The organism is Paenibacillus harenae, from assembly GCF_030812415.1.
GTDB lineage: Bacteria > Bacillota > Bacilli > Paenibacillales > Paenibacillaceae > Pristimantibacillus > Pristimantibacillus harenae_A.
Map to the genome: position 1 here is coordinate 168,064 of NZ_JAUSST010000004.1, position 18,430 is coordinate 186,493.

Genomic DNA, 18,430 nt, shown 5'->3' on the forward strand with positions numbered 1-18,430 from the left:
AGGCCTCTATTGGATGAAATCGAATATGGGTTAGTTGATACTCATAATCGATGCTTGAAATGGATGAAACCGATGCCAAGATGATTATGGTTGACAGGCAAGTAATGTACTAAAATATGAAGAGGCTATACGATTGACAGCAAGCATGCAGTCATAATGCAACAAATGGCAAGGAAGACGGCGAACAAGAATGTAGGCGTTCGCCTTAGAAAATAATAGGATGGTTATGAATAGAGAGGGTGGAATTTTCTGCAATGAGCATCCATGATGAGCGCAATCATTCGCCTTGGAAAAGCTACTATGGTCCCAATCTTGGTTATGTGCAAGAGCAATACGAGCAATATTTGATCGATCCGAACTCGGTTGACGTTTCGGTTCGCGAACTGTTTGTCCAATGGGGGGCGCCTCCTTCCACGCCGATTGCGGGCGGAACGCAAGCCGTAAGCACAGGAGCCGGTCAGGCAACACTGCCGGCAGGCGCTGGAGTCGGACCGATCGACTCGAATATGTTGAAGAAGGTCGTTGCTGCGCATCAGCTTATGCTGAACATACGCAGATACGGCCATTTAGCCGCGGATATCGATCCTTTGGGCCTAAGCCCCGAAGCCGATACGAAGCTGCTTGATCCTGCGACGTTCAGCCTTACGCAAGCGGATTTGTCCGCTATGCCGGCTTCGTTGATCTGGGATAATGCGCCGGCGGAAATTTCGAACGGTTGGGATGCAATCCTCCGCCTAAGAGAAATTTACACGCGTTCGGCTGCTTATGAATTTACTCATATCCATGACGAAAGCGAACGGTTCTGGCTGCATGAGAAAGCAGAGTCGGGCTCGTTCCCGGCGCCGCTCTCGGCAAGAGAACGCGAAGCTCTATTGGAGCGCTTGCTTCAAGTTGAGCAATTCGAGAGCTTCCTGCACCGTACATTCGTCGGTCAGAAGCGCTTCTCGATCGAGGGGGTAGACATGCTCGTGCCCGTGCTGGACGAGATCGTCCGCGCTGTCGCTCATGACGGAGCGACTAATATCTTAATGGGCATGGCGCATCGCGGTCGTCTTAATGTACTTACTCACGTTCTTGGCAAGCCGTATGAGAAAATTTTCTCCGAGTTCCATCATGCGCCGAACAAGGAGCTTATTCCTTCCGAAGGCTCGATGGGCATTAATTACGGCTGGACGGGCGACGTTAAATATCACCTTGGCGCGGATCGCGCAATCAAGGAAGGCGAGACGGTACGCGCAAATGTTGTACTCGCGAACAACCCGAGCCATCTTGAATTCGTTAATCCAGTCGTCGAAGGCTTCACGCGCGCGGCTCAGGAAGATCGCAGCAAGCCGGGCTTCCCGCAGCAGGATCTGCATAGCGCGGTCACGATCGCGATTCATGGCGACGCGGCATTCATCGGCGAAGGTATCGTAGCCGAAACGCTTAACTTCAATAAACTGCAAGGCTACCGCAACGGCGGAACGATTCACATTATTGCGAATAACCGTCTGGGCTTCACGACGAACAGCATCGATTCGCGTTCGACGCATTACGCGAGCGACCTGGCGAAAGGCTTCGACATTCCGATCGTTCACGTGAACGCGGATGAGCCGGAAGCATGTCTTGCAGCCGTTCGTCTGGCTTGCGAGTATCGTCTTCGCTTCAACAAAGGTTTCGTTATCGACCTGATCGGCTACCGCCGCTACGGCCACAACGAGATGGACGATCCGGAAGTAACGCAACCGCTTATGTACACGAAGGTTCGCAATCATCCGACTGTAGCTACGTTGTACAGCGAGCAGTTGAAAGGCGCGCAGGCGATTACGGAAGAGCAAGTAGATCAATTGCGTCAACGTACGACGGCCTCTCTTCAGGCTGCTTATGACGCGATGAAAGCAAACGAGGGCAAAGCGAAGATCGCTCCGCCTGAGCAGACGGGCAAAGTGGTAGCCGAGGATGTCCGCACGGCGGTTCCGCTCGAAGAGCTTCGCGAGATTAACCTTGAATTGCTTAATCGTCCGGAAGGCTTTACTGAATATACGAAGCTGCAACGTATTTTGCAGCGCCGCGCATCTGCACTGAACGACGGCGAGAAAGTAGAATGGGCACATGCCGAGACGCTGGCCTTCGCTACGATTCTTGCTGACGGTACGCCGATCCGCCTTAGCGGCCAAGATTCCGAACGCGGAACGTTCGCGCATCGCCATATTATGCTGAACGACTATGCGAACGCTCAGAAATTCTCGCCGCTGCACATGCTGCCGCAAGCGAAAGCGTCTTTCGCCGTTCATAACAGCCCGTTGTCCGAAACGGCCGTTCTTGGCTTCGAGTACGGCTACAACGTATTCGCGCCGGACACGTTCGTTATTTGGGAAGCGCAATACGGCGACTTCGCGAACGTGGCGCAAGTTATTTTCGACCAATTTATTTCCGCAGGCCGGGCGAAATGGTCGCAAAAATCGGGCATTACGATTTTGCTGCCGCACGGTTATGAAGGGCAAGGTCCAGAGCATTCGAGCGCAAGGCTTGAGCGTTTCCTGCAGCTCTCAGCCGACAACAACTGGACGGTAGCGAACCTGACGTCCGCGGCTCAATACTTCCACTTGCTTCGTAAGCAAGCGGCTATGCTGGGCAGCGAGAACGTTCGTCCTCTCGTGCTTATGGCACCTAAGAGCTTGATCCGCAATCCGCGCGTCGCTTCGCATGGCGTTGAATTCAGCGAAGGCTCGTTCAAGCCGGTATTGCCGCAGTTCAGCCTGACTGAACCGAAAGCTGCGAAGGATAAAGTGAAACGCCTTATTCTTGCGACAGGCAAGGTCGCTATCGATCTTGACGAGGCGCTTGCTTCGGGCAATGCAGAGGATTACACTTGGCTGCGCGTCGCGCGCGTAGAGCAATTGTATCCACTGCCGCAAGCGGAGCTTGAGCGCATTATTAGCCAGTTCCCTAAGCTGGAAGAGATCATATGGGTACAAGAAGAGCCGAAAAACATGGGCTCGTGGTTCTATATGGAGCCTCGCCTCCGCGCGCTCGCTCCAGAGAAAGCGGCAGTCCGTTATATCGGACGTCCTGATCGCGCCAGTACGGCAAGCGGTCACCAAGAAGTGCATGCAGCAGAACAACAAAGCATTATTTCATCCGCTTTGAACGGTCAACCGTTCGAATCGAGTTTGGTAAGGGGGTAGTTACCGATGGCAGAAATTATTGTGCCGGAATTGGGAGAGTCGATTTCGGAAGGTACAATTACGAAATGGTTTGTGAAGGAAGGCGATTCCGTCAATCAGGGCGACGTCCTTCTAGAGCTGGAAACGGATAAAGTAAATATTGAGATTAGCGCAGATAGCAGCGGTGTTGTCTCGCGTATTGCAAGAGGAGACGGAGAGGTTGTACTTGTAGGCGAAGCGATCGGTTCGATCGGCGCTTCCGCAGGCGGTGCAGCTCCTGCTCCGGCGGCAGCTCCAGCACAGCCAGCGGCTCCAGCAGCCGCTGCGCCTGCAGCAGCAGCACCTGCTGCTGCCGTGCAAGCACCCGTTCCGCCTACAGCAGCGTCCGTAAACGCATCGCCGGCTGTTCGCAAGCTAGCTCGCGAGCAAGGCATCGATCTGACGCAAGCGCAAAGCCAAGCCGGACGTATCTCTACGGGCGATGTATTGTCGCAGGGCGGACAAGCTTCTGCACCAGCTGCGGCTCCAGTTGCCCCGGCTGCTGCTGCTGCACCTGCTGCTCAGCCGCAAGCCGTGAGCGGCAAGCCGGTTGAACGTAAGCGCATGTCGCGCCGCCGGGCAACAATCGCTAACCGCCTCGTTGAAGCGCAACGCACGGCAGCGATGCTGACGACGTTCAACGAAGTAGACATGACGGCGATTCTTGACCTGCGCAAGCGCCGGAAGCAATCGTTTTTCGAGAAAAACGACGTCAACCTCGGCTTTATGTCCTTCTTCACGAAAGCAGTCGTTGGCGCGCTCAAAGCGTTCCCGCTGCTTAACGCGGAAATTGACGGCGAAGACATCGTCGTTAAGAAGTTCTACGATATCGGTATTGCCGTATCCGCGAAGGAAGGTCTTGTCGTTCCTGTCGTACGCGAAGCGGATCGTCTCAGCTTCGCCGAGATCGAGAAAAGCATCGGCGAGCTAGCTTCGAAGGCTCGCGCTAACACGCTTGCGCTTAGCGACCTGCAAGGCGGAAGCTTCACGATCACGAACGGCGGCGTCTTTGGCTCCTTGCTGTCGACTCCGATCTTGAACACGCCGCAAGTCGGCATTCTCGGCATGCATAAGATTCAAATCCGTCCGGTAGCGATCAACGATACGGAGATGGCAAACCGTCCAATGATGTACATCGCTCTCTCCTACGATCACCGTATCGTAGACGGCAGCGAAGCAGTTCGCTTCCTTGTTACGGTTAAGAACCTGCTTGAAGATCCAGAATCTCTTCTTCTTGAAGGCTAATCGGAGGAAACACGTTTTGGCAAAAAAAGTCCGTGGGCAGAATCAGCTGCTTCCACGGACTTTTTTTCGTTGCGCCAAACAATTACAGGAAAAATCCTTCGAAAATCGACATAAGGAATAATATGTAAAATTATTGGCGGCATGGACATATTCCCCTTGCTTTCATATATTTATTAGGACCATAGCAGGACAATTCTTTTACATGTGGAACATATTGTTATGAGACAACTGGAAAAAAGCTTGATATGGGTGGGATAGCATGTGTCAATAAACAATTGTAATCTATTAATGTTGGAGAGCGAGGAGCGTTATAGGCATTTAGTTCAAATGCTGCCCGACGCTGTCGTCGTAATTGTCGATTATCGTCTCGTTTTTGCGAATGACTCCGCACTTAGGCTGTTTAAGATAGGCAAGTTGGAGGGTGTGGTCGGCGTGCCGATCAATCAATTCGTGCATCCGGACTATTTGGAACGAATGCCGGCTAATGTAGAACTTCTGCTTAGAGAAAGTGGGCCTTTAAACCTTCCAGTGAAGAAGCTGCTTCGTATGGATGGTATCGCTATTGACGTCGAAATCAAGGCAGTAGTCGTAACTTATAACGGCAAACGCGGCATTCAGCTTCTCATACGCGACTTAACCGACCGCATACGGATGGAGGCCTCTCTCAATGAGAAGGAGCATTTGTACAAGACGCTCGTGGAAAATACGGTGGCAGGCGTATTCGTGGCAGCCGGTGAAAATATCTCTTATATGAATCCGCACTTTGCGGAGATATTCGGCTACACGCCGGAGGAATTCGTTAATGTTAAGGTGCATGATCTGTTGGAAGACGTTGATCTGGATCGGATTAAGCATGAAGTGGCGGAGGGCATAAGCCAAAACAAGACGAAGTACCATCTGAAGATGAAGGGAAGACGCAAAGACGGCAGTATCATCCATATCGAAGGCAGCTCCTCGCTGACATCGCTCAACGGTGAAGAAATCATGCTGGGAATCGTGCAGGATGTTACGTTCAAACAGGAGCAGGAGCAGCAGCTTCGCAAGAGTGCACTGATGTATCAGAAAATCATCAAGTTCATCCCTGAGGCCATCGTTCTAACCGATAACGAACAGGTCGTATATGCCAATAAGCTGGCGCTTAAATTGATTGGGGTAAAGGATGGGAATGACGTAATCGGCCAAAGCGTTCTCGATTTCATTCATCCCAACTATCATGAGAGGACGATCATGCGCATGGACGAAATCATGCTGTCTGAGGAAATTGCCCCTTTTAACGAAAGCATCGTGCGCTGCGTGGACGGCAGGTTTGTTGATGTCGAAATATCGAGCATCCGGATTAATGATTATATGGGCAAAAACGTTTTGCTCAGCGTCATAAGGGACCTCACGAACCGGAAGCAATCGGAGGAGATGCTTGTCCGTTCCGAGAAGCTGTCGGTCATCGGACAGCTTGCGGCAGGCGTTGCGCATGAGATTCGCAATCCGTTGACGGCGCTGAAGGGCTTCACCCAATTGCTCCAGTCGAAGTACAACGATCATTCGCATTATTTTGATATTATGGCGGGGGAAATCGATCGCATTAATCTTATCGTGAACGAATTCATGACGCTCGCCAAGCCGCATTTCTCCCAGTTCAATAGCGGATATATCGAGCCGATTCTGCAAAGCGTTCTATCCATATTGGAGACGCAGGCGATTTTGCTCAACGTCGAGATCAAGGTGAAACTCGAACCGGAGCTGCCGGCCGTATTTTGCAATGAGAATCAACTGAAGCAGGTATTCTTGAATGTGATCAAAAATGCAATCGAGGCGATGCCTAGCGGCGGAGTTGTGGATATAACCGCTGTGTTGGTTACCGATAGCGAAATAGGTATTCGAATCAAGGATGAGGGACAGGGTATACCGGAGGAGCTCATTGCCAAGATTGGCGAGCCGTTCGTGACGACCAAAGAAAAGGGAACGGGTCTTGGATTGATGATTAGTACCCGTATCATTGAGGCCCATAACGGCACGCTTCATCTATTCAGCAAGCAAAATGAAGGCACGACCATCGAAATTAGATTGCCTGCCCAAGATTTACGGCAGTAATCGACTTGCGACGCTTGTGATGAAGGATGAAATAAACGACGGAAGATAAGGAAACGATGACACCGCAAATCACATACATAACAGTGTAACCGCTATGTGTAGCGATCAAGCCCAGGCAATACGAGCCGATTCCGTAACCAAGATCGAAGAGGATGAAGAACGTGGCCGTTGCAAGTCCTCTGCGATGCGGCGGAGCGGCGAGCACGGCAATCGTCTGAAAGCACGGAAGCAGAGCGCCGTAGCCAAGGCCGATAACGGCACCCGATACGAGAAGCATGAGCGGCGAATGGGCGGTGCTCAGCATGAACAAGCCGATTGCGAAGACGGCGATGCTCGGATAGACGATATAATGCTCGGAGACACGGTCGAGCAGCTTGCCGACGATTGGCCTCGGCAGGACGATCATAATGCCGAAGCAGACGAAGAAATAGCTGGCATAATCGTCGATTGCGCGATCGGCTGCGAATACGGACATGAACGTCACGAGTCCGCTGTAGGCGAAGGCGACGACGAAGCCGCTGACTGCAATCGGGAATACTTTGCGTTCGACAAGGTTACTCCATTGCAGCTTAGACTTCGGCTGCGATTGCGCAAGGGGAGCGCCGACTGGCTCCTCGGAAGCTTGTTGCGGCCTTGCGGCGGGTTTGCTCTTAGCGCTTGCTCCTAGCACGAAGGCGATTAGCGAGAATACGGCGCATAACGCGAACAGCGTTGAGTAGCCGCCGTGCTTCGTAATCGTTAGACCGACGAATGGTCCAATAACCATCGCAAGGCTCATAAATAAGCTGAAGTAGCTGATGCCTTCACCCTTGCGATTTTCCGGCATAATGCCGATTGCGGTAGTGTTCGTTGACGTAGTGCCTATTGCGAACGTGCCGCCGTGGAGAAACCGGACGAGAAGCAGCATGGCATAACCGAAGACGCCTAAATACGCGACCGAAAATAAAAAGAACAGCAATAGCGATCCGAACACGATCTTCCTCTCGCTAAATCTGTCCATCAGTTGTCCCGTGAACGGGCGAAGAAGTACGGCGGCGACGATGAAGACGGTCATGGCCAATCCCGCTTGCGATTCGGAGCGGCCGAGGCCATCCGTTACGTAACCCGATAACGCGGTTGCAATAATATAGAAGCTTAGAAATAAGAAAAAACTGCTTAAACAGACTTTAACAAAGTCTTTGGTCCATAATTTATAATTGTCAATCAAGGCAGGTTCCCCTCTCAGATGCTATAACTTTCTACTGTCAGCGGGCGTCATCAACCGTTTACGGCTGATTGGCCCTACGCATTCTCGATGTTCCGGTTAATTTTGCCCATGAACTGCATGAATGCTTGGATCTCTTCCGGCGATAGGCCGGACACGATCTGCCCGACATATGCTGTCTCGATAGGCGCGAGCGCGTGAGCGGTCGATCTGCCAAGCTCGGTCAAGTGAAGCAGGAGCGATCTTCGATCGTTAGGATGAGGCGCCCTTCGCACAAGCGACTTCTTCTCGAGTTGATCGACGAGCCGCGTAATGTTGGCAGGATCCTTCTCGGCACGCTGAGCAAGCTCCTTATGGCTTATACCATCTTTCCCGTCCAGCGTTATGAGCAGCGACCATTGCTCCGGCGTTACATCCGAGTGCTGAAATCGCTGCTGCAAGCTTTGACTAAGCTTCCGCCCTGTATTCGATATGATGTAGCCGACTGAATTTTTGATTTCCATACTTCATTCACCTTCTCCGAAAAGTCCGTTCCCATAATAGTTGATATAACAATAATACGCTTAACAACTAAATGGGTCAACCCATTATCATTGGCATAATCGGAGTTATGATCGGAGCTGATGCTGCTTGCGGTATTGCTCCGGGGTTAAACTCATCTGCAGCTTGAAGGCGCGGCTGAAATGGGACGGATGCTTAAACCCGACCTCGTAACCAATATCGGTAATCGGCTGCTTGCCTTCGATAAGCTCGATCTTCGCTTGGTAGATACGGCGCTGCATAAGAAACTGAAAAATCGTCATGCCGGTTACTTCCTTGAACGTTTTGGCCAAATAATATTTGCTTAAATGAAGCTCGGCTTGAATGGCATTGAGCGTAACGTCGTCGGCATAATGTTTCTCTACGTAGGATATTATCGATTGCACATGATGCTCCTTCGGCGAGGGGAAGGCGGCAATCGCCTGCAAGGGCTGCTTGCAATGCTCGTTAATAATAATCATGAATTCCAGAAAAAGCGCTTGAAACCGTTGGAATGCGTAAGCGGACGATTCATTATGAAATTGAACGAGCTTGGCGAATACCGATTCTACTTCAAGCTTGTCCTCGCCTTTCAATTGCAGCCTTACATTTTGCAGCTTCTGAAACGGAGCCAGCAGATCGGCCGCGAAGGGCGGCTGTATGAACTGCTTGAAATAATAAGGATCAAAGTGCAGCGTCGAGCGATGATAGAGCTCGCTTGGATCGACGTTGGCGCAGTGCAGCGTCATGCCATGCATAAGCAATAGATCGCCCGGCTCCAGCACGTAAATGCGGTCATTGATCAGGTAATTCGCTTTGCCGCTGTGGAAGTAATAAATTTCATAGTGGAAGTGGGTATGGTATGGAATTTGCACGTTGTAATCGGAGCTAGTCCCGATGGTGAAAGGCTTGGCGATCTTGTGCTGCGTGCTCATTGCTCAACGAATCCCCCTGTCGTAAATAAACTCATTATACACCAACCAGAGTCAAATTAAAGCGTATTCAAGCTAATGCCAATGAAGCCGTTATTGTTATGAAGTGGTACGATTCAAGTAAACGAACATAAAGGGGATATGACGGATGCAAACGGTACGACTGGGCATTATCGGACTTGGCAATATGGGCAAAGGACATATCGGCTATTTGAAAAAAGGCGAGGTAAGCGGCGTCGTCCTGACGGCGGTCAGCGACAGCGTGCCGGCGAGCCTTGGATGGGCGAAGGAGCAGCTTGGCGATCAGGTTGCCTTATTCGCGGATCCGTACGAAATGATGGATTCCGGTCTTGTTGACGGTATCCTCATCGCGACCCCGCATTTCTCGCATCCCGAGCTTGCAATCGCTTGCTTCGAACGCGGCTTGCATGTGCTCTGCGAGAAGCCCGCCGGCGTTTATACGAAGCAGGTGCGCGAGATGAATGACGCAAGCCGCAAGACGAACGCGAAGTTCAGCATGATGTACAATCAACGCACGAACCCGCTCTACGTGAAATTGAAGGACTTGATCGATTCCGGCGAGCTCGGCGAAATTAAACGTACGAATTGGATTATTACGAACTGGTATCGTTCCCAAAGCTATTACGATTCGGGCACTTGGCGCGCGACATGGGCAGGCGAAGGCGGCGGCGTGCTGCTTAACCAAGACCCGCATCAGCTAGATCTGTGGCAATGGACGATTGGCATGATGCCGACGCGCGTCCGGGCTTTCTGTTACTTCGGCAAGCATCGCGATATCGAGGTAGAGGATGACGTAACGGCATTCGTCGAATACGAGAACGGGGCAACGGGCGTGTTCGTAACGACGACGGGAGAAGCGCCAGGCACGAACAGGCTGGAAATCAGCGGCGACCGCGGCAAAATCGTCATTGAAGACAATAAGCTCACGTTCTGGAGACTGCGCGTCTCCGAACCGGAATTCAATCGCGCCTACAAGGGCGGCTTCGGTCAGCCGGAATGCTGGATGATGGACATACCGGTTGAAGGCAGCTACCCGGATCACAAGGGCATCACGCAAAACTGGGTCAACGCGATTCTGCGCGATGAGCCGCTTATTGCGCCTGGCGAGGAAGGCATTAAAGGATTGATGCTGTCCAATGCCATGCTGCTGTCTACTTGGACGGATAATTGGGTGGACTTGCCGATCGATGAGGAAAAGTTCTACGAGTACTTGCAGGAACGTATGGCTAATTCGAAATTCAAGAAGGAAGTGGCATCCAAATGAGCAAAGCCGACGGCATGAATTACGCCCCTAAAGGAAAGCCCAATCGGGTGGCTGAGCCGGGACAGTTCGTTTTCGCGGCGGTCAGCTTGGATCATGGACATATATACGGCATGTGCAATGGACTGCTTGAAGCGGGCGGCGAGTTGAAATGGGTATACGATACCGTGCCTGCACGAGTGGAAGCTTTCTTGAAGTCGTATCCGCAGGCTCAAGCGGCGGAATCGCTCCAGCAAATATTGGACGACTCGCAGGTGCAGCTTGTTGCAGCGGCGGCGGTGACGTCGGAGCGGGGGCCGCTTGGCGTCCGGGTTATGCGTGCCGGGAAACATTACTTCACCGATAAAGCGCCATTCACGACGCTTGAGCAGCTTGAAGACGCACGTCAGGCCGCTGCTGAGACGGGCAAAAAATATGCCGTCTATTATAGTGAGCGGCTGCATGTGGAAAGCGCCTTGTTCGCCGGACAGTTGATCGAGCAAGGAGCGATCGGCAGAGTGCTGCAGGTCATCGGTCTCGGACCGCACCGGCTGAATGCGCCTTCCCGTCCGGAGTGGTTTTTCCAGAAGGAGAAGTACGGCGGCATTTTATGCGATATCGGCTCTCATCAAGTAGAACAGTTCTTGTTCTTCACCGGTAACCGGAATGCGACGGTCGTGAACAGCAAGGTAGCCAATTACAACAATAAGAACTATCCGGAGCTTGAAGACTTCGGCGATATGTCGCTTGTCGGCGAGAACGGCGCAACGGGTTATTTCCGCGTCGACTGGTTCACGCCGAGCGGGCTCGGCACTTGGGGCGATGGCCGCATGCTCATTATGGGCACGGAAGGCTATATCGAGCTCCGCAAGTATGTCGATATTGCACGGGAATCCAAGGGAGACCAAGTGTATTTGGTCAACGGAGACGGCGAGCAGCGGATGCAGGTAGGCGGACAAGTAGGCTTTCCGTACTTTGGCCAACTCATCATCGATTGCTTGAACGGCACGGAGCTCGCGATGTCGCAGGAGCATACGTTCAAGGCAGCCGAGCTTTGCCTGATCGCACAGAAGCAAGCGGTGAAGGTCGAGTAATTCGCCTTATAAAAGTAAGGCCGCAAGCGGCTGGATCGCTTGCGGCCTACTTATTGTGAATTAACCGATTCGTGCACCATCAAAACGCGTTTCTAAGCTTGCTTCAATGTTGCCGCCTGCAGTTCCGCTAATTGTGAAAAAGACCTGTACTCGATCGCCGGCTTGCAGCCGGACAATTCCGCCCGCATCAATTACTCCGTCGCCGAACGGGAACGTTTCTGAATCCGTCAGAATAGGATCGTTGTTTGCCCGGATGACTATTCCGACATTCACCGCTACAGTCGCGTTGCTGTCGAAACTTACGCTTGCATGAATAGAATATACGCCGCTTCTTCTCGGAGTAAACGTCGATGTTGCGGGATCATATTCACCGTTGAGATCGAATTGTTCCAAACCGTACAATACTTGAGGGAACGGGTTGCCTCCTGGACCAGGCACGGGCTGGACCGCGTTGGCTATAGCTCTGAACGCCGAATTGCAGCCGCAGGTATTCTTTTTGCAGAAGCATATTTTTTTCACCGGCCGTTTTACGCATTTCGTCACGCGTTTTTTAGCAGGGCATACCTGCTTTTTAGGGTGACACCCCCGGTTCTTGGTAGAGCAGTTTGATTGCTTATTAAATCCCCTTCCGCCACCGTCCTCTATTAATCTAGCATTAGCTTCCTAATAGAGTATGCATCTAAAAGGTTTATGGATTGGATATGTGACTTCATACAGTCTTTTTGTTATGCATTGACGAGAGCAAAACGGCCTGTTATACTCATTTAATCGTAATAATTACGAATAAAAGAATGCCGATACCGATCGGTTTTTCTTTCGGCATACAATCGTAATGATTACGGTATAATCATGAATAGAAACGAGGCATTACATATGAGCAAAAGAAGCGATACAAAAATTCCAGTGACGGTGCTTAGCGGTTATTTGGGCGCGGGAAAAACGACGATTATGAACCATGTGCTGAACAACCGGGACGGGTTAAAAGTTGCCGTAATCGTCAACGATCTGAGCGAGGTCAATATCGATGCCGACTTGATTCAAGGCGGAGGCGGGCTGTCGCGAACGGACGAGAAGCTCGTTGAAATGTCGAATGGCTGCATTTGCTGTACGCTGCGCGAGGATCTGCTTAGGGAAGTCGAGAAGCTGGCGATGGAGAAGCGGTTCGATTATATTTTGATCGAATCGACGGGTGTAAGCGAACCGGTGCCCGTAGCGCAAACATTCACCTATTTGGACGAGGAACAAGGGATCGATCTATCGAGGTTATGCAATTTGGATTGCATGGTTACGGTCGTCGACGCCTACAGCTTCTGGCATGATTATTCCTCGGGAGAATCGCTGCTGGAGCGAAGCCAAGCGGCTTCCGAGGATGATACGCGCTCAGTCGTCGATCTGCTCATCGATCAGATCGAATTTTGCGATGTGCTTATCCTTAACAAATGCGATCTCGTTGCGGAAGAGGATTTAGAGGAGCTGGAAGGCGTATTGCGCGCGCTTCAACCGCGAGCCAAGCTGATACGGACTACAAAAGGCCGTATCGATCCGAAGGAGATCTTGCATACCTCGTTGTTTGACTTTGAAGAGGCGAGCCGTTCTGCCGGATGGATCAAGGAGATGGAAGCGCCGGCCCATACGCCGGAGACGGAGGAGTACGGCATATCTTCCTTCGTCTATGAACGAGTGAGACCGTTCCATCCGCAGCGATTAATGGAGTGGATGGAAAATTGGCCGGAGGAAGTCGTAAGAGCCAAAGGAATCGTATGGCTGGCTACACGCGACACGATGGCTCAAAACTTAAGCCAAGCAGGCCCTTCTATCCAATTCGGACCGGCGGGATATTGGGTGGCCGCGCTGCCGCTAGCCGAAAGAGCGGTTATTCTGCAGGAGGAGAAGGAGCTCGCGGATAAATGGGATGACGTTTACGGGGACCGAACGAACAAGCTTGTGTTCATCGGCATTGAGCTGGATCCGAAGAAGCTTATCCGCTCGCTCGACGATTGCCTGCTTAGCGATACGGAGCTGACATTGGATTGGAGCAAGCTAGAGGATGATTTTCCGAGTGCAGGATAAGCGGAGACATATGAATTGGCGTTTGACAGCAGTTGCAATCGTTGCTAACATAAAGGTATAAACGCGTGTTTACAGGAAGAGGGACAAAGGCTTGGGCAAGCTTGGCAAGGAAATGAACAGTACGGAAATTGCCAGATTAGCTGGCGTATCGAGAAGCACGGTAAGCCGTGTCATTAACAATTATTCGAACGTTCCGGAGCATACGAAGCAGAAGGTGCTCCAGGTTATCGAGCAATACAATTATTTTCCGAACCTATCCGCTCAAGTGCTGGCCGGGAAGAAAACAAGAACGATAGGCCTGTTCATGATCGATTCGGGCGACGTGTCAAGCGATTTAATTTCCAGCCTGCTGCTGGCGAAAGTAATCGAGAGCGCGTCGAGGCACGGCTACTTCGTCTTGACGCATATCGTACGCGATCCGAAGCGCCAAGATGAAGCGAGAGCCGTGAAGGAATGCTTCTATCAGCGCCGGATAGACGGGGGCATCTTCATCGGCGCCGCCAACGAAGAACCGATCATTGAAGAGCTTATTGCCGAGGGGTTCATGGTGGCAATCGTCGATCAGCTTGTGCCCGGCAGGCGAGAAACGAACCGGCTCGTTTTCAACTTCGATAACGAAGCGGGCGTAGGAATGGTCATCGATTATTTGGCTAGTCTGGGACATACGCGTATCGGGATGATTAAGGGCGATATGCTTCGGCATTCAGGACCATCGAAGTGGAACGGATTCAAGTCGGCCATGAAGCGCAACAGACTGCCGATCGTGCAGCAATGGATCATGCCGGGCGACTTCCATGAGCAGAGCGGTTATGCTGCGATCAAGGAGCTGCTTAAGCTTGGAAGCGAGCTGCCAACGGCAATCTTCGCCGCAAACGACAGCGTGGCCTTCGGCGCTATACGTGCCTTTGAGGAAGCGGGCTTGCGCGTACCGGACGATATTTCGGTGGCGGGATTCGACGATCATAGCCTGAGCGCCAGATTCAATCCGCCGCTGACGACGGTTCGCGTCGACTTCTCGGCTATGATGGATGAGCTGACCCGCACGTTAATTGACGGCATCGAGAACGGAAGCGAATCTTTCATGCAAATAGCAACGCCGACGTCGCTTGTCGTACGCGAATCATGTCGAGCGCCTTCTTCTTCATAAAGGGGGAGGCGCTTCTTCTACGCTTCATATAAACGCGTGTTCACTCGATAAGCGCTTATAAGGGGGGATGCTTATGTAATGAAAACGGCAAGTTGGATTTGCCTATTTGCACTCAATCGAAAAGGGGAATGATAACCATGAATAATATTTTGGGCAATCGTACCATTACTCAGATCGGCCTATTGGTGCATGACATAGACGCAACCTCGGATGCTTACGCGCAGTTTTTTGGCGTGGAAAAGCCAGACTGGTTCTGGACGGATACGGTAGACAAGGCGCAAACCGAATATAAAGGCGAATCGTCCGTTGCCCGGGCGAAGCTGGCCTTCTTCGATATGGGTGCGCTTCAGCTCGAGCTCATCGAGCCAGACGAGCATCCGAGCACCTGGAGGGATCATTTGAATGCGCATGGCGAAGGGCCTCATCATATTGCTTTTGTCGTGGAAGGCATGAAAGAGAAGATCGCCTTGATGGAGCAAAACGGCATGCCTCTTGTGCAAAAGGGAGAGTATACGGGAGGCCGTTACGCCTATATGGATACGTTCAAGCAGCTGAAAGTGATGCTGGAGCTGCTCGAAAACGATAAGTAAAAAACGATGGACGATTTGAATAGAAGGGTGGACGACTACGAAATGCGAATACTGATTACGGGGGCGAATCGAGGTCTTGGCCTAGCTCTGGCGCGGGAAGCATGCGCGCGCGGCCATGCGGTTCTGGCCGGCGTGAGAGGGCCGGGTTCATCCGTCGAGCAACTGCAGCCATTGATCGAGCAATATGGAGATCGGGTTACGATATTGCCAATCGACGTTGCTGACGAGAACTCGATCCGATATGCAAGCGAACAAGCGGCGGTCCGCTTCGAGGGGATCGATGTCATTATCAATAGCGCGGCTATTCTGCTCGGAAGGAATCAGAAGCTGGAGCAGCTCGATCTGGAACAGTTGGAACAGTCTTTCCAGACGAATCTATACGGTCCGATACTCGTGCTCAAGCATTTCTTGCCGCTACTTCGGAAGGGCGAGCGGCAAGCGGTTATCAACATTAGTTCGGAAGCGGGCAGCTCCGCCGGCGCTTACGGCGGCGATTATTCGTATGCGCTGTCGAAATCTGCGCTAAATATGTTTTCTGCCCAGCTTCGTGCGGAGCTTGGGCCGCAAGGGATGCTCGTTCATGCCGTGCATCCGGGCTGGATCCGGACCGACATGGGCGGCGAGCAAGCGCCCGGCAACGCCGAGGAATCGGCGCACGGGATATTGGATTTGGCGGAGAGACAGACGACGGCAGAAGGCGGGGCGCTCTTTATCGATCATCGCGGTGTGCCGATGCGCTTGTAGCTATTTGATAGGGAGAGTCCTTGGAAGCACATATTGTGCTTACAAGGGCTTTTTCATTTATTTCGGGTGGCCGGGTGGACGTTAAGGATGCGGAAAGAGCGTATGTGACCTTACAGCGCCGGAGTAACCAAGGAGTTCGCGCTGTATGAACTCAGGTGACCTTACAGAGTGTGATCGGCGTGGCGAGTTGGTCGAGAAGATGTTGGAGCAGGAGCAGGATATCAACATCAAAAAAAAGCCAGGCAGAAGGTTGCTTCTGCCTGGCGTTGTAAGAACTATAGGTAAACCGCTTTGCCGGTCTTAGCCGATTCGTAAATAGCTTCCAATATTTGCGAGACGACGAATGCTTGCTCGGGCGTGACGACAGGCTCGGTATCCTCGTCGATCGCTTTGATCCACATTCTCATCTCGAGATCGATGTCTCTCTCCGTAGCGCCATCGTAGAAGGCAACTCCGCCGGCTTTCAAGTCAATCTCCGTCGTGAACAAGCGGCTATGCTTCTCGCCGTTAATGCGAAGGCCGTCCTTCATGTCGGCTCCGCCTTCCGTGCCGGAAAGCGTACATTTTGCCTCGTCGACTTCAAGCGTGTTGAGCGCCCAGCTCGATTCGAGAGAGATCGTAGCGCCGTTCTCCATAACGATCATGCCGAATGCGGAATCTTCTACCGTGAACTTGGCAGGATCCCAAGGGCCCCATGCGTTAGCCGCGTTCTCGCGTTGCGACAGCTTGTGGTACGAGGTGCCGAGCACGACTTTCGGCTTGTAGTTGTTCATCATCCACAGCGTAAGGTCGAGCGCATGGGTACCGATATCGATAAGCGGGCCGCCGCCTTGTTTCTCTTCGTCAAGGAATACGCCCCAAGTCGGTACGGCACGGCGACGAATCGCGTGCGCCTTCGCGAAGTAGATCTCGCCAAGCTCGCCTTGCTCGCAAATTTTCTTCAAGTGCTGGCTGTCCGTACGGAAGCGGTTGTTGTAGCCGACCGTCAGCTTCTTGCCCGTACGTTTCGCCGCATCGACCATGCGCTGCGCGTCATGAGCCGTCTTCGCCATCGGCTTCTCGCTCATGACATGCTTGCCTGCCTCGAGGGCGTCAATCGCAATATCGGCATGGGAATCGTTCGGCGTACAGACATGGACGACGTCGATGGTAGCGTCTCTTAGCAATTCTTTGTAGTTCGTGTATACTAGCGCCCCTTCAGCACCGTACTTCGCGGACGCTTCCACAGCGCGTTCTTCCACGATGTCGCAGAATGCGACCATTTCAATATTTTTCAGCTTGCTCAAAGCCGGCATATGCTTGCCGTTGGCGATACCGCCGCAGCCTACAATTGCAATTCGGTAAGTACGTGACATAATAATTAGCCTCCTCAAAATGGGGTTTTTAAAGTCGTTACGGTCTGGCGTCCCGTCTTACGATAGTCGGAAGGCGTCATTCCATAACGCTTGCGAAATACGCTGTGCAAATAGTTGCCGGCGGCAAAGCCGGCGTTCTTCGCGATCTGCTCCACGGATAACTCGGTGTTGGCGAGCTCCCGGCACACTGCCGCCAATCGAATGTCTTCCAGTATACGACTGAACGATTGCCCGTTATGCAGCTCTTTGAACAACCGCTGAATTTGCCTTACGCCGAGATTAAGCTTGTCGGCAACATCCTCCAGCGTAATCGAACCCGCATAGTTGGCATGAATATATTCCATCGCCAGCCGATACCGATAAGCCTTCATATCGCGGGTCGGGAATTGCTTCTGCTCGCTTGCCGTCTCATAAGCGCGAACGGCCCGCAGCAGAATTTGGATGACATTTTGCTTAATGGTCGTGTAGCTGCCTGTAAAGTTGTCCTTATATGCCCTGTAAGCATCAAGGAAACAGGGCATCGCCTCATGAAGATCGGAGGTCGGGAAGGCGGGGAGCGTCTTCAGCTTTTCGACGCAAGCCTGTGCCTCCGCATCCTCCCAATCGTCATACACGTCAACCGGCTCGCTCCGCTCAAGACTGCGATCGATAATATCGACATGGAGGCAAAGCTCGTCCATAGGCTCGATCTTATCCGCCTCTTGATAATGCATCACCTCGGGACCGGTTAAGTAAAATAATCCAGCCTTCAGCGCGTACTCCTGATCGATAATAATAACTTTGCCTCTGCCTTGCGGAATGAAATGGAATTCGTATTCCGCGTGCTTATGAAAGCCGATAATTCTGCCAGCCGGAAAATGGGTGAGGTGAAACCGCAGCACATGGATATCGTACCGTCCCCATCTAATATGCAGCTCGAGCCGCTCCAGCGCATCCTCGCGTTCTCTCATCATTTCGTACGGGAAGCTCGGCAAAACCATCTCCTCCTCTGCAGCC

At 52.2% G+C, this 18,430-nt stretch carries 15 protein-coding genes; 9 read left to right on the forward strand and 6 right to left on the reverse strand.

The window, feature by feature from the left end; genetic code table 11:
- Positions 1–254 precede the first annotated feature (254 nt).
- From J2T14_RS15725 to J2T14_RS15735, 3 genes are all read left to right on the forward strand, one after another.
- A complete protein-coding gene (locus tag J2T14_RS15725; protein WP_307472213.1) occupies positions 255–3,167 on the forward strand; it encodes a 2-oxoglutarate dehydrogenase E1 component in 2,913 nt (970 codons plus the stop codon).
- Between the two features lie 6 nt (positions 3,168–3,173).
- A complete protein-coding gene (gene odhB, locus J2T14_RS15730; RefSeq protein ID WP_307472215.1) occupies positions 3,174–4,430 on the forward strand; it encodes a 2-oxoglutarate dehydrogenase complex dihydrolipoyllysine-residue succinyltransferase in 1,257 nt (418 codons plus the stop codon).
- Between the two features lie 261 nt (positions 4,431–4,691).
- Positions 4,692–6,518 carry a PAS domain-containing sensor histidine kinase gene (locus J2T14_RS15735; RefSeq protein WP_307472218.1) on the forward strand — a complete coding sequence of 609 codons (1,827 nt, stop codon included), beginning with the start codon at positions 4,692–4,694 and terminating at the stop codon, positions 6,516–6,518.
- On the opposite strand, the gene J2T14_RS15740 is transcribed toward J2T14_RS15735, so the two are convergent.
- The 3 genes from J2T14_RS15740 to J2T14_RS15750 all read right to left on the reverse strand — a co-directional run bounded on the left by J2T14_RS15740 (position 6,487) and on the right by J2T14_RS15750 (position 9,176).
- Positions 6,487–7,725: an MFS transporter gene (locus J2T14_RS15740; protein WP_307472219.1), complete on the reverse strand. Its 1,239-nt coding sequence runs from the start codon at positions 7,723–7,725 to the stop codon at positions 6,487–6,489. The two genes, J2T14_RS15735 and J2T14_RS15740, sit on opposite strands and share 32 nt — an antisense overlap.
- 74 nt (positions 7,726–7,799) lie before the next feature.
- The gene (locus J2T14_RS15745) at positions 7,800–8,225 is read right to left on the reverse strand and encodes a MarR family winged helix-turn-helix transcriptional regulator (RefSeq protein ID WP_307472221.1); all 426 of its coding nucleotides are present in this window, start codon (positions 8,223–8,225) and stop codon (positions 7,800–7,802) included.
- Between the two features lie 105 nt (positions 8,226–8,330).
- The gene (locus J2T14_RS15750) at positions 8,331–9,176 is read right to left on the reverse strand and encodes a helix-turn-helix transcriptional regulator (RefSeq protein WP_307472224.1); all 846 of its coding nucleotides are present in this window, start codon (positions 9,174–9,176) and stop codon (positions 8,331–8,333) included.
- Between the two features lie 145 nt (positions 9,177–9,321).
- On the opposite strand from J2T14_RS15750, the gene J2T14_RS15755 reads away from it, so the two are divergent.
- Both J2T14_RS15755 and J2T14_RS15760 read left to right on the forward strand, forming a co-directional pair.
- A complete protein-coding gene (locus J2T14_RS15755) occupies positions 9,322–10,458 on the forward strand; it encodes a Gfo/Idh/MocA family protein (RefSeq protein WP_307472225.1) in 1,137 nt (378 codons plus the stop codon).
- A complete protein-coding gene (locus tag J2T14_RS15760; protein WP_307472227.1) occupies positions 10,455–11,528 on the forward strand; it encodes a Gfo/Idh/MocA family protein in 1,074 nt (357 codons plus the stop codon). The genes J2T14_RS15755 and J2T14_RS15760 overlap by 4 nt, the downstream gene beginning before the upstream one ends.
- A 60-nt stretch (positions 11,529–11,588) precedes the next feature.
- Here J2T14_RS15760 and J2T14_RS15765 read toward each other — a convergent pair whose 3' ends face one another.
- Positions 11,589–11,966 carry a hypothetical protein gene (locus tag J2T14_RS15765; protein ID WP_307472229.1) on the reverse strand — a complete coding sequence of 126 codons (378 nt, stop codon included), beginning with the start codon at positions 11,964–11,966 and terminating at the stop codon, positions 11,589–11,591.
- Positions 11,967–12,401: 435 nt separating this feature from the next.
- On the opposite strand from J2T14_RS15765, the gene J2T14_RS15770 reads away from it, so the two are divergent.
- From J2T14_RS15770 to J2T14_RS15785, 4 genes are all read left to right on the forward strand, one after another.
- Positions 12,402–13,598: a GTP-binding protein gene (locus J2T14_RS15770; protein WP_307472231.1), complete on the forward strand. Its 1,197-nt coding sequence runs from the start codon at positions 12,402–12,404 to the stop codon at positions 13,596–13,598.
- 91 nt (positions 13,599–13,689) lie between these two features.
- Positions 13,690–14,745: a LacI family DNA-binding transcriptional regulator gene (locus tag J2T14_RS15775; RefSeq protein ID WP_307472233.1), complete on the forward strand. Its 1,056-nt coding sequence runs from the start codon at positions 13,690–13,692 to the stop codon at positions 14,743–14,745.
- A gap of 137 nt (positions 14,746–14,882) precedes the next feature.
- The gene (locus J2T14_RS15780; RefSeq protein WP_307472235.1) at positions 14,883–15,335 is read left to right on the forward strand and encodes a VOC family protein; all 453 of its coding nucleotides are present in this window, start codon (positions 14,883–14,885) and stop codon (positions 15,333–15,335) included.
- Positions 15,336–15,377: 42 nt separating this feature from the next.
- Positions 15,378–16,079, forward strand: coding sequence for an SDR family oxidoreductase (locus J2T14_RS15785; protein ID WP_307472237.1), 702 nt, complete (start codon positions 15,378–15,380; stop codon positions 16,077–16,079).
- Positions 16,080–16,354: 275 nt separating this feature from the next.
- On the opposite strand, the gene J2T14_RS15790 is transcribed toward J2T14_RS15785, so the two are convergent.
- Positions 16,355–17,434 carry a Gfo/Idh/MocA family protein gene (locus J2T14_RS15790; protein WP_307472239.1) on the reverse strand — a complete coding sequence of 360 codons (1,080 nt, stop codon included), beginning with the start codon at positions 17,432–17,434 and terminating at the stop codon, positions 16,355–16,357.
- A gap of 14 nt (positions 17,435–17,448) precedes the next feature.
- A complete protein-coding gene (locus tag J2T14_RS15795) occupies positions 17,449–18,408 on the reverse strand; it encodes an AraC family transcriptional regulator (protein ID WP_373458159.1) in 960 nt (319 codons plus the stop codon).
- Between the last annotated feature and the right edge of the window lie 22 nt (positions 18,409–18,430).